9 protein-coding genes are annotated in these 12,431 nt (G+C 66.5%); 4 read left to right on the top strand and 5 right to left on the bottom strand.

Annotated elements, in window-relative coordinates:
* Nucleotides 1–24 precede the first annotated feature (24 nt).
* Both AC3ISA_RS02835 and rhaM read left to right on the top strand, forming a co-directional pair.
* Nucleotides 25–1,605 carry an MFS transporter gene (locus tag AC3ISA_RS02835; RefSeq protein WP_489179254.1) on the top strand — a complete coding sequence of 527 codons (1,581 nt, stop codon included), beginning with the start codon at nucleotides 25–27 and terminating at the stop codon, nucleotides 1,603–1,605.
* Nucleotides 1,602–1,928, top strand: a complete 327-nt coding sequence (gene rhaM / locus AC3ISA_RS02840) for an L-rhamnose mutarotase (RefSeq protein ID WP_489179255.1) — start codon at nucleotides 1,602–1,604, stop codon at nucleotides 1,926–1,928. Before AC3ISA_RS02835 ends, rhaM begins: the two co-directional genes overlap by 4 nt.
* On the opposite strand, the gene AC3ISA_RS02845 is transcribed toward rhaM, so the two are convergent.
* Both AC3ISA_RS02845 and AC3ISA_RS02850 read right to left on the bottom strand, forming a co-directional pair.
* Nucleotides 1,925–3,229 carry a pectate lyase family protein gene (locus AC3ISA_RS02845; protein WP_489179256.1) on the bottom strand — a complete coding sequence of 435 codons (1,305 nt, stop codon included), beginning with the start codon at nucleotides 3,227–3,229 and terminating at the stop codon, nucleotides 1,925–1,927. The genes rhaM and AC3ISA_RS02845 overlap by 4 nt on opposite strands.
* Nucleotides 3,229–4,473, bottom strand: a complete 1,245-nt coding sequence (locus tag AC3ISA_RS02850; protein ID WP_372694081.1) for a family 43 glycosylhydrolase — start codon at nucleotides 4,471–4,473, stop codon at nucleotides 3,229–3,231. Before AC3ISA_RS02850 ends, AC3ISA_RS02845 begins: the two co-directional genes overlap by 1 nt.
* A gap of 191 nt (nucleotides 4,474–4,664) precedes the next feature.
* On the opposite strand from AC3ISA_RS02850, the gene AC3ISA_RS02855 reads away from it, so the two are divergent.
* The gene (locus AC3ISA_RS02855; protein WP_489179257.1) at nucleotides 4,665–8,072 is read left to right on the top strand and encodes a TonB-dependent receptor; all 3,408 of its coding nucleotides are present in this window, start codon (nucleotides 4,665–4,667) and stop codon (nucleotides 8,070–8,072) included.
* Nucleotides 8,073–8,172: 100 nt separating this feature from the next.
* Entirely contained in the window at nucleotides 8,173–9,243 is a 1,071-nt protein-coding gene (gene pelA / locus AC3ISA_RS02860; protein ID WP_489179258.1) for a pectate lyase, read from the top strand.
* A 4-nt stretch (nucleotides 9,244–9,247) separates the two neighbouring features.
* Here pelA and AC3ISA_RS02865 read toward each other — a convergent pair whose 3' ends face one another.
* Genes AC3ISA_RS02865 through AC3ISA_RS02875 form a run of 3 tightly spaced genes read right to left on the bottom strand, consistent with a single transcriptional unit; the run spans nucleotide 9,248 to nucleotide 12,411 of the window.
* On the bottom strand, nucleotides 9,248–10,114 hold the full coding sequence (locus AC3ISA_RS02865; protein ID WP_489179259.1) for an aldose 1-epimerase: 867 nt from the start codon (nucleotides 10,112–10,114) through the stop codon (nucleotides 9,248–9,250).
* Nucleotides 10,111–10,965: an SMP-30/gluconolactonase/LRE family protein gene (locus tag AC3ISA_RS02870; RefSeq protein WP_489179260.1), complete on the bottom strand. Its 855-nt coding sequence runs from the start codon at nucleotides 10,963–10,965 to the stop codon at nucleotides 10,111–10,113. Before AC3ISA_RS02870 ends, AC3ISA_RS02865 begins: the two co-directional genes overlap by 4 nt.
* Nucleotides 10,966–10,968: 3 nt before the next feature.
* Nucleotides 10,969–12,411 carry an aldehyde dehydrogenase family protein gene (locus AC3ISA_RS02875; RefSeq protein ID WP_489179261.1) on the bottom strand — a complete coding sequence of 481 codons (1,443 nt, stop codon included), beginning with the start codon at nucleotides 12,409–12,411 and terminating at the stop codon, nucleotides 10,969–10,971.
* Nucleotides 12,412–12,431: the final 20 nt, after the last annotated feature.

Below are 12,431 nucleotides of genomic sequence, written 5' to 3' on the forward strand. Positions count from 1 at the left end.
AGAACAGGCGCGGGTGGAAAATCGATGGTGCGATCGCAGGCGCGCACGCCGCGCTGGTGGAACTATTGGGGCTGGGGCTCGGGCGACATGCTGGGGGCGGGGGCGCAGGCCGTCGTCACCGGCTGGCTGTTCTACTTCTTCACCACCTTCTGCGACCTGACGCCGGTGGAGGCGGGGCTGATCCTGGGCCTGCCGCGCCTGCTGGAGGCGATCACCTGTCCGCTGATCGGCTATGTCTCGGACAATCTGCGCCACACCTGGATCGGGCGGCGCATCGGACGACGCAAGATCTTCCTGCTGATCGTCATTCCCCTGCTGCCGTGTTTCGCCCTGATCTTCGTGACGGGCCAGACCTTCTTCTACTACCTCGCCGTCTTCATCGTGTTCGAGCTGCTCTACACGATGTTCCTGATCCCCTGGGAAACCCTGGCCGCCGAGATGACCAGGGACTATCGGGAAAAGGCGCGGTTCGCGGGCGCGCGCATCCTGACGGGCCAGGCTTCGGCCATCCTGGCCTCCTATCTGCCGATCCTGATCATCGATGCGTTCGGCGGGCGGGATTCGGCCCAGACCTTCCTGATCATGGGCGTCGTCTTCGGCCTGTTGTTCAGCCTGGTGGTGATCCTGGTCGTCTGTTTCAGCTGGGAACGGCCCTATACCGACGAGGAGAAGGCCATCGTCGCCCCGCCGTTCGACGCGCGCGCCGCCCTGCTGCTGCCGGTGAGGATGTTCCGCGACCTGTTCTCGACACTGCGGATCCGCGCGTTTCGCCAGCATCTGTCGATCTATCTGGGCGGCTATATCTCGCAGGACGTGTTCAACACCGCCTTCCCCATCTTCGTCGCCACGGTGATGATGGGGGCGACCGTCATGATCTCGCAGATGATGACCGTGATGTATGTGGCCCAGCTGGTCTCGGTGATGATCGCCATCCAACTGGTCATCCGTATCGGCCCGGCCGTGGCTTACCGGGTCGCCATCAGCTTCTTCGGCGCGGCGTTGTTGCTGTTTTTGGCCCTTTATCTGATCCGCCCCGAGCTGGCGGGACGCGACCTGTTCGCCGTGTTGAACCCAGGATCGGCGCTGTTCAGTCCCGCCACGGCCCTGTGGCTGCTGGTCCCTATCGTGCTGGCCGGGTTGGGGCGCGGCACGTTGAACTTCGTGCCCTGGTCGGTCTACAACTACCTGCCCGACGTGGACGAGGCGGTGACGGGACAGAGGCGCGAAGGCGTCTTCGCCGGGGTGATGACCCTGGTGCGCAAGGTAGCCCAGTCGCTGGCCATCATCGCCACGGGCTGGATCATCGGCGCGGGCGGCTATGTCGCCGACGCGCCGGTCCAGAGCCAGGAGACGGTGAACGTGATCGTCGGCGTCGTGGTCGCAGGGCCGATCCTGGTGATGCTGATCGGACTGATCGCCTCGTGGCGGTTCCGCCTGAACGGTGCGAACCACGCCGTGCTGATGACCGAGATCGAGCGGCTGCGCGCCGGCGAAACCACACCCTCCAGCCCCGAGGCCGGCGCCGTGGTGCAGGACCTGACCGGCTGGCCCTATGACCGGCTATGGGGCCGAAACCGACTGACCGCCGAACGGAAACAGCCATGAGCGACGCCATCGAAACCGTGGCCTTTCGGATGCGGCTGCATCCCGGTCAGGCCGACGAATACCGCCGCCGCCACGACGCCATCTGGCCCGAACTGGCGAACGAGTTGAAGACGCGCGGGGTGCTGGACTACCGCATCTTCCTGGACCCCGAGAGCCTGGCCCTGTTCGCGGTCATGACGCGGCGTCGCGACCATGGGCTGGACACCCTGCCAGACACCGAGATCATGCAGCGCTGGTGGGCGATGATGGGCGACATCATGCAAACCAACCCGGACCAGTCGCCGGTCCAGGTCGATCTCCAGCCCATGTTCACCTTGGCCTAGCTGGGCGTGCCGTCCCGCCGCGTCATCGTCGCCAGGTCCCAGTCCGCCTCGACGAAGGCGCGCTGCATCGGCGTCAGGGTCGGGTAGCCGCCGACTTCCTTTTCGTCGTCGATGATCCGGCCGGTTCCGTCGCGGACCTGCTGCAGGATGCGCCGGTCGATGGCGTCGCGCGCCCAGGGCCGCGCCCCGGCCTCGGCGAAGACCCAGGCCTCGACCTCGCCCGACGGTCGGGCGCGAAAGCCCTCGGGCCAGTGCGGCGACCGTTCCAGCCGGGTGATCTTCGGGTCGCGGTCGGAGATGATCCCGATCTCCTGCATCGGCCGGCCGTCGGCGTGGCGGGCGGGATTGTCGATGGCGTAGAGATCCAGATCGCCCTGCCCCTCCACGATCAGGAACGGCAGGTCGGCGCGGGTCGAGGGGCCGCCGCGCGTCACGTTTCCGACGATCGACAACTGGCCTGCCTCCCACGGATGGCCGACCCATTCCGAGGCGTTCAGCGCATAGTGCATGCAGCGATTGCCGGGGTCGTAGATCAGGTTGTTGGCCGTCACCGCATGGGCGCCGCCCTTGAACAGCTGGTTCCGCTCGTAGTCGTGGGCGTACAGATTGCCGACGATCAGCACCTCCGTCGCATTGTCGTGGATCAGCGTGCCCTTGGAATGCTCGCCCTTGGCGTGGCTGGAGTGGGACAGGCCCTCGGCGACGATGTTGCGGCTGAAGGTGATGCGGCGCGACGTGTTCTGACGCCACTGTTCGACCGTGTCGCCGCCATTGAAGCGCGGGCCCGAGGCCGACAGATTCTCGTCCGTAGCCCACGAAAACGAGCACTGATCCACGATCACGTTCCAGCCGCCCGAGGTGGTCAGGCCGTCCACCTCCCAGCCGCTGCGGGGCGCCGCGCCGTTCGCGCCGGGCCGCACGCGGATATGGCGCACGATCACGTCATGGGTGCGGATGCCGATCCCGCCCCGGATCAGGGTGATCCCCGGTTCGGGCGCCGTCTGGCCGGCGATCGTCAGGAAGGGGGTCTGCACCCGGATGTCATGACCGTTCAGATCGATCACGCCGCCGACCTCGAACACGACGATGCGCGGCCCCTCGGCTCCAAGCGCCTCGCGCAGGGATCCCGGCCCGTCGCCGGCCAGGGTCGTGACGCGGACGATGCGACCGCCACGCCCGCCGAGTGTTGCGGCTGCCCAGCCCATGGCGCCAGGAAAGGCCGGCTGTGCTTCCCTGGCGAGACTGGAGGTCGGCAGAGCGACCAGGGCGGCGCCGGTCAGCAACAGGGTTCGGCGATCCATCACGACATCATCTCCGGCCTGGGCGTCGGCAGGGGCGGCAGGGGGCGGGCGAAGGGCTGGTCCTTGGCGGTGACGATCCGCCCGGCGTCGTCGAACTCGACCCGGATCAGGCCGGGTTTCTCGCGAAAATGGCTCTGTTCGTCATTGCCGAAGAAGGTGGACCACCAGCGCCCTTCCCTGTCCTTGAAGACGTTGCCGCCGCCGGCGCAGGGCGCCGCCTCGTGCCGCATCCGATAGGGGCCGTGGATGTTTTCCGACACGGCGAAGACGAAGGAATAGCGCCCCTCAACATTGCCCACCGCCCCAAGATAATAGAGGCCGTCCTTCTTGAAGAGGGTCGCGCCTTCGTAGCCCAGGATGTTCTCGCCGCGCAGGCAGCGGTCGCGGTCGCGCGCGACCAGGCACTCGGTCTCGACGAACTCGGTCTTGCGCCACTCGCCTGCATAGCCGGACAGATCGTCCTTCAGCCGCACCATCTCGTCGCCCGAGCCATAGGTCAGATAGACGGCGCCGTCGTCGTCCTGGAACAGGGTGGCGTCGATACCGCGACGCAGGTGGGCGTCGGGCGAGAAGGCGTATTCATACGGTCCCTCCGGCTTCCCGCTGGTGCTGCGCAGGACGCCCAGCCCCGCGCGACTGACGCTGAAGCAGATGAAGTAGTTTCCCGCGACATAGTGGATTTCCGGCGCCCAAATGGCGCGGAAGGGCACGCCGCGCCGCGACCGCCAGGCCTTGGCCCAGCCGCCCTCGCGATCCAGGCTCCAGACCAGGCCCAGATAGGTCCAGTCGGTCAGGTTCTCTGACCGCCACAGCTCGACCCCGTCGTTGAAGGCCCAGATGTTTCCGCCGGTAGAGCCGGTCATGTAATAGGCCCCGTCGCCGCCGATGCAGATCTGGGTGTCGCGCAGTTGCACCTGGATCAACGGATGGATCGGCGGCAGCAGTCCCTTGTCCACCGCGGCCCCCGTCGCCGCCTCGCCCCAGGGCAGGACCGGATAGGGCATCGGTCGTCGGCCGCTGTAGCGCACGCCCGGCAGGCCCGACATCCAGCCGCCGCGCGCATCTTCCGGCTGAACCGGCAGGCCCGGCCCGCTGACGCCGGAATAGGGATAGGGATTGTGCTCGGGCGTCGGGATGATGCGCCCTGAATCGTCCAGCGGTTGATCGGCCCAGGCGCCGCGCGCCGCGCCGATGCTCGCCACCCCGGCCGCACCGGCCAGAAACCCTCGTCTGCCCAAGATCATCGCGTTCCTCCAAACGTCGTTATTTTAGGTTGCAAGCTGCGTCTGCGCGCGTCATGACACCGGTGACATTTCTGCTTGATGTCCAAATCGTATCATACTACTTTTTGATTGTGACCCGGCGCACCGGGATTAGGGGAAGTCGGCATCCAGCCCGCCAAGAGGCCAGGAGCGCGACTGCAACGGAGGGAAGAATGCGGAACCAACACACGGGATATTTGCGCGCGGCTTCGTCGCCGGCCGCCCTTTTGATGGGGGCCATGCTGTTCGCCGCCCCCGTCCAGGCGCAGGAGGCCGACCCCGAGGCCACAGAGGTCGGCGAGATCGTCGTCACCGGCATCCGCGCCTCGCTGGCCAGCGCGCTGAGCGAAAAGCGCCGGTCCAACACGATCGTCGACGTCATCAACGCCGAAGACATCGCCGACTTCCCGGACGCGAACCTGGCGGAATCCCTGCAGCGGATCCCCGGCGTGTCGATCGACCGTGAGAACGGCGAGGGCAACTCCATCTCGGTGCGCGGCCTGGGCGGCGACTTCACCCGCGTTCGCCTGAACGGCCTGGAGACCCTGTCCACCTCGGGGTCCAGCAACGCCGACGGCGCCCTGCGTCGCGACCGGGGCTTCCAGTTCAACACCTTCGCCTCCGAGCTGTTCAACTCGCTGAAGGTTCAGAAGTCAGCCGACGCCAAGACCGACGAAGGGTCGCTGGGCGCCACCGTCGACCTGATCTCGGGCCGTCCGTTCGACTTCAAGGAACGCCGCCTGGCCCTGACCCTGCAGGACGCCTATTACGAGAACGGCGGCACCCACAATCCGCGTGTCGCCCTGCTGGCCTCCGACCGCTGGGACAGCAAGATCGGCGAGTTCGGCCTGTTGGGTTCGGTCGCCTACAACGAGCGTAAACAGTCGATCGACAGCTATTCGCGCGGCGTCGGATCGTCGGACTACACCTATCGCGGTGCGACCTTCAACAACGTCGGCACAGGCACGGCGGGCGACCATCAGGGCTTCGCCTTGCCGATCGGGACCAACCCCGCGACCGCTCTGCCGCGCGTCACGAACCCGGAGGCGCTGGGCTATCTGATCGGATCGAACCCGACCGCCTACAACCTGATCAACGGCGGATCCACGCGCGGCTCACTGGTGCGAATTCCGGCCCTGGCTACGCTGAATCGCCGCGAAGTCGAGCAGGAACGTCTGGGCGTCACCCTGTCGGGACAATGGCGTCCGACGGACCGGACCACGATCAACTTCGACAATCTCTATTCGGAGATGACCCAGGTCTCCACCAACTATCAAATCGGTCCGGTGGGCCTGAACCGCAACAATACCAACGGCAACCGCACCACCACGGCCTTCAGCTACCAGACCTTCCCCACGACCAGCGCGACCAACAACTCCTACGCCAATCGTCGCGCCGCCTATGCCAACTGCACCTCGCAGGCCGCGACCGAGTTCCGCGATTCCATCGATTGCGGCCAGTCGATCTACGGCAGCAACCCGATCTTCCGAACGGCTCCGGGCGCGACCAACCAGAACCTGGCGGCGGGAACGGGCAGCTTCAACCCGAACAATCTGGACGTCTACGACTACTATAATCAGCCAGGATCAGTGGGTTACGTCGCCCACCCGCAGAATTTGGCCATGCGTGGCGCCTTCATCGGCCGCCCGTCGGTTCGCCTGCTCGACGCCGGTCTCAGCGAGACGGGCGCCAACGCAAACTATCTGGTGCTCGGCAACGTCGATTTCCGTTCGGCGGTCGACCAGGGCGGCTACACTACCAAATTCCGTCAGAATTCGATCAACATCGAGCACGAATTCAGCGACCGCTTTCGCATGTCGTTGCTGGTCGGAGACTCGGAATCTACAAACGAAAACACTGGCTTGCTGGTCGACTTCATCCGCCTGGACTCGGGCCAGGGCGTCGCGGGCAACGACTACTTCGTCTATGACGACCGCAACGGCGGCGATATGCCCAGCATGAACTTCGGCTTCGATGTCGCGAACCCCAACAGTTGGGACTTCGTGAAGGGCTACTCGGCCCTGCGTAACTACAAGACCATCACCGAGAACGGCTATCAGACCGCCAAGGCCGACTTCGAGTGGGATCTGAACGACGACTTCACGCTGAAGTTCGGCATCGGCAAGCGCAAGTTCGACTTCTACTATACCCGTTTCGAGCGTCTGATCGGCGATACCATGAACCCCTCGCTGCTTGAGGGCGTCAACACCGGCCTGACCACCGCCACGACCGTGGGCCAGATGGGTCAACTGGTCAGTTGGGGTGACGGCCTGAACGTGCCCGACGGCACGCCGACATCCTTCTTCGTGCCCAATCTGGACGCGTTCAAGAACCGCTTCGGCTTCGACTGCAACTGCATCAACGCCTGGGGGGACTGGCGCCTGTCGGACCTGCGCAACGGCGGAGTCAACACCTTCTCGGTGGATGAGGAAAGCCTGTCCTATTATGGCCAGCTGGACTTCCGCGTGCCCATGTTCCTGGGCGAGATTCGCGGCAACGCCGGCCTGCGTCGTTCGGAGACCAGCATCGACGCGCGAGGTCGCTCGCCCAGCGGGCGTCCGGTCCAGAACGATAACAACTACAACGACACCCTGCCGTCGATGAACCTTGTGTGGGAGCTGAACGACAAGCTTGTCCTGCGCTTCGCAGCGGCCAAGGTCATGGCTCGTCCGCAAATGATGGCGTTGCAACCCGGCGTGACCGCCTTCACCGTGCCCGTGGGCATCGGCGTCGATCCAGCCCAGTTCGACGGCAACAACGCCCAGATCACCCTGGGAAACACCAAGCTGAAGCCGTTCCGCGCCTCGAACCTGGACTTCAATGTCGAATGGTATTTCGCGCGTGACGCCATCTTCTCGGTCGCCCTGTTCCACAAGCAGATCGACAGCTTCCCTCAGGTGGTTCTGCGTGAGGGCAAGCTTAGCGAGATCTTCAATACCGAGCAGGTCGCCAATCTGCGCGCCGCTTTCGACGGCCTGGTGGACGTCGCCTCCGACAGCCGCCGCGCCTACATCGATCAGGATCAGCCTTTCCAGGTCCGTCAATACAACGACGCGCCGGGGGGAACGCTGAACGGGTTCGAGATCGCCTATCAGCAGAACTTCACCTTCCTGCCCGCACCGTTCGACGGCTTCGGCATCCAGGCGAACTACACCCAGATCGATTCAGAGCTGGAATACATCCTGGATCCGGCGCGCAACCTGACCGGCACCGCCCCCTTCCTGGGCGCCTCGCCGAAGTCGTTCAACGCCACGATCTTCTATGAGGTCGAGAAGTGGAGCGCCCGCGTCTCCAGCGCCTATCGCGCCGGGTATCAGACCACTTATCCGCTGGCCTCGGGCGGCTGTGACCCAGGCCAATGCGACTCGCCGCTGATCAACGACTTCATCGGCTCGCAAGAGACGCTGAACGTGGACGCTTCCTTCACCTACAAGCTGACGGATCACGTTACCTTCACCGCCGAGGCGCTGAACCTGACAAACCAGACGGACACCCGCTGGGCCTATCAGGCGGACCCGGTCATCGCTAACTACGGCGCCACAGGCCGTCAGTATTTCGTCGGCGCACGCTTCGTGTTCTGACCATGACGTTCGACAGCTAATCTCTCCCAGGATGCTGTCCCTCGGGGCGCCGCGAAACATCGGCGCCCCTTCTTTTTTGCCCGAACCGGAAAGGCTCTCGATGAAAAAGGTCGCTCTGATCCTGGGCTTCGCCCTTTCCACGACGGTGTTGGGCGCCGGCCCGAGCTGGGCGGCCCCTCAAACCGCCGCAGCCGCAGTCTGGAACACAGCCGTCGTGCGTCATCCCGCCGACTGGTACGCTACCGACGAGGCTCGGCGTCTGGCCGCGACGGTCATCTTGCACCAGTCGTCCGAGGGCGGCTGGCCCAAGAACACCGACCTGTTCGCGGCGCCGCGCGCCGACGCCGACCCTGGCCTGGCCAATACGATCGACAACGGCGGCACGACCCTGCCGCTGGCCTTCCTGGCCAGGACGATCACGGCGGGCGATACGAGCAGCCGCGCCGCCTTCGACCGGGGGCTGGACTATCTGCTGGCGGCGCAACAGCCGAACGGCGGCTGGGCGCAGTTCTTCCCGCTGCGCGGCGGCTATCACGACCAGATCACCTTCAACGACGACGCCATGGTCCATGTGCTGGAGCTGTTGCGGGACGTGGGTGACGGAACCGCGCCCTATGGCTTCGTCGATGACGGACGACGTGAACGCGCGCGTCAGGCCGTGGCGCGGGGCGTGGACACCCTCCTGCGCACCCAGGTCCGCAAGAACGGCGTCCTGACCGGCTGGTGCGCCCAGCATGACGCACAGACCCTGGCCCCGGCCCCGGCGCGGCGGTTCGAGCCGGCGTCCCTGTCCGGCCAGGAAAGCGTCGGCATCGTCCGTTTCCTGATGAGCCTGCCGGACCCCAGCCCCGAGGTCGTCGCCGCCGTGGACGGCGCGGTCGCCTGGCTGGAGAGCGCGGCGCTGCGCGACACGACCGAGGTCTTCGTCACGGATGCCGAGGGTCGCCGCGACCGCGTCCTGGCGCCCAAGCCCGGCGCGCGCATCTGGGCGCGATTCTACGATCTGGAAACGGGTCGGCCCATCTACATCGGCCGCGATTCCATCGTCCGTCACGACCTGATGGAGATCGAATACGAGCGCCGCAACGGCTATCGCTACGTCGGGGAATGGGCCGAGCAACTGCTGGATAAGGATTATCCGGCCTGGAAGCGGACGGTCGCGGCAGGCTGAGCGATCAGAGAGCCGTCGCGGCGCCGATCGTCATGGCGAGCGATCGGGTCTCGCCCGGCGCCAGGCGGATCAGGCCGTGGTCCTCGCCCTGCGGCGCATTGTGGGCGTCCGGGCGGTGGGTGACGGGTTCGACGCAGAAGAAGTCGGCGCCCACCGGCGCATAGACCTGGGTCCAGCGCGCGGGCGCATCGGCGCTCAGAGTCACCCGGCGACCGCCGCCGTCCAGCACGGCTTCGCCCGTCCAGCCGGCGTATGCGTGATCGACGAAGGGGGCGTCGGCCAGGGCCAGACCGTTCGACCAGTCGGTGATCTCGGCGGGCGCCGCCAGCCGTTCGGGGATTTCGCGGGCGTCGGTGATCCAGACGCCCTCGGCCGACAGGGTCAGTCGGCTGTCGGCGTATCGGTGGAAATAGGGATGCAGGCCCAGGCCGGCGGGCATGACCGCATCGCCGGTGTTGGTCAGGGACAGGGTGATCTGAAGCCCCCGGTCCGTCAGTTCGACGATCTGCCGCGCGCGCCACGGCCAGGGCCAGCCGGTTTCGTCGCCGGGCCAGTCCAGCGTCATCTCGACCCGGTTCGCTGTCTGGGTTTCGACGGTCCAGGGCAGCAGCCAGGCGTCTCCATGCAGGGCGTGGGGGGCGAACCGTTCCAGTGCCGGCAACTGGACCGAGCGCCCCTCGAATGTGAAGCGTCCGTCCGAGATCCGGTTGGCGTAGGGGACCAGCGGAAAACAGGCGGTCTCCAGAATATCGGTCGCGCCGTTGGGCGTGGGCCGGAACACCGGTTGACCCCGCCAATCCAGGCTGAGCACCGCCCCGCCCTGCTCCGGCGCCAGGGTCGCGCGCCAGTCGCCGGCCGTCAGCGCGATCACAGGCGGATCCGGTTCTGCGGCAGGCCCGGCGTCTCGACGCGCACGCGATAAAGGCCGCCCAATGTCGGCTGGTCCGCCCGCTTGTCGGCGTTGGCCAGCCAGGCCGTGGTCATATAGAGGTCGCGCAGGTCGGGACCGCCGAAGGCCGCCTTGGTCACGGTCTGGACCGGCATGTCGATCTTGCCGATCCGCGTGCCGTCCGGGGCGTAACGGGCCACGCCCCAGCCGTTGAACAGGCCGACGTGAAGCACGCCCGCCGCATCCATGCTGGGACCGTCGGCATAGCCGTCCTCGGTCACGGCGAAAACGCGCCGGTTGGAGATCGCGCCGTCCGCATGATCGAAGGCCAGGACGGTCTTTTTCAGCGTGTCGTGGTGGTAGAGGGTGCGGCCGTCGGGGCTGAGGCAGGGGCCGTTGGTGACGCCATAGCCGTCGTCGTGCCGCGTCAGATCGCCCCGGAACCAGCGATAAAGGGCGCCGGTCTCGACTTCCTCGCTGTCGTCCATCGAACCGAACCACAGCGAACCGTCCGGCGCGACGAAGCCGTCGTTCAGCCGGTTCTGCGGCCGGTCTTCCTCGACCGGCTGGAAGCGGGAGAAGTCGCCCTCCTCCGGGTCGAAGCGATACAGGCCGCCCCGCACGCCGCAGATCAGCGAACCATCCTCGGCGGGCAGGGCGAAACCGGTCTGGTCCGGCGTGTCCCACGACCGCTTCTCACCGGTCGCGGGGGTGTATCGATGCAGCTTTCGACCCTTGATGTCGACGAACCACACCGCGCCACGCGCCGCGTCCCAGACGGGGCCTTCGCCCAGCTCCGCCTGAATATCCCAGACCAGTTCCGGCTCGCTCATGGATCAGCCCGCCGAATAGCTGGTCTTGATCTGGGTATAGAACTCCACCGCCGCAAAACCCTGTTCGCGCGAGCCGTAGGACGACTTCTTCGAACCGCCGAACGGGACGTGATAGTCGACGCCGGCGGTGGCCAGGTTGACCATCGTCATGCCGGCCCTGGCGTTCCTCTGGAAGTCGCGGGCGTGTTTCAGCGACTGGGTGACGATGCCGGCCGACAGGCCGAACTCGACGCCGTTGGCGACGGCCAACGCCTCTTCATAGCTGGCGACGCGGATGGTCGAGGCGACGGGGCCGAAGACCTCTTCGTTGTTGATGCGGGCGTCGGCGGCGGTGTCGGCGATCAGGGTCGGCTGGACGTACCAGCCGGGGGCGTCGAAGGTCAGGCGCTCGCCGCCGGTGACGATCCGGCCGCCGGCTTCGCGGGCGATGTCGATGTATTTGTAGGAAACCTCGCGCTGGGCCTCGGTCACCGCCGGGCCCATCTGGGTGTTGGAATCCAGCGCATTGCCGACGCGCAGGGCGGCGACCTTTTCGGCCAGAGCGGCGACGAAGCGATCGTGGATGCCGTCCTGGACGATCAGGCGGCTGGAGGCGGTGCAGCGCTGGCCGGTGGCGAAGAAGCTGCCGTCCAGGGCGATGTTGACCGCCCGGTCCAGGTCGGCGTCGTCCAGAACGATCAGCGGGTTCTTGCCGCCCATCTCCAGCTGGACCCGCGCCTGGCGCTTGACCGCGCCCTCGGCGACGCCTGCGCCAACGGCTTGCGAGCCGGTGAAGCTGATGCCGTCGATGCCGGGGTGGGCGACGATGGCGCGGCCCACGTCGCCGTCGCCGATGACCATATTGACCACGCCCTTGGGCAGGCCGGCCTCATGCAGGACGGCGATCAGGGCCTCGGCCGTGGCCGGGGTCGGGCCGGCGGGCTTGATGACGACCGTGTTGCCGAAGGCGATGGCGGGCGCGATCTTCCACGCCGGGATGGCGATAGGGAAGTTCCAGGGCGTGATCAGGCCGAAGACGCCCACCGCCTGGCGATAGGTCTGGATCTCGACGCCGGGACGGGTCGAGGCCAGGTTCTGGCCGTGGACCCGCAGGGCCTCCCCGGCGAAATATTTCAGGATGCGGGCGGCGCGCATGGTCTCGCCGATGCCCTCGGGCAGGGTTTTGCCCTCTTCGCGGGCCAGCAGGCGGCCGATGACGGCGGCGCGCTCCATGATCAGACTGCCGGCCTTGTCCAGCACGTCGAAGCGCACTTCCGGCGAGGCGTCGGACCAGCCGGGGAAGGCGGCGCGGGCCGCCTGAACGGCCTGATCCACCTCGGCGGCCCCGCCCTTGGGCGTGCGGGCCACGACATCGCGCGTGTCCGACGGGTTCAGGCTCTCGCCCGCAAACGCGCCCGCGACCTTCTCGCCGCCAATCCAGTGCGAAAGTTCAAGCGTGTCGGTCATGGGGAAGTCCTTTTCATAAG

It is taken from the genome of Brevundimonas sp. KH_058, assembly GCF_057838505.1.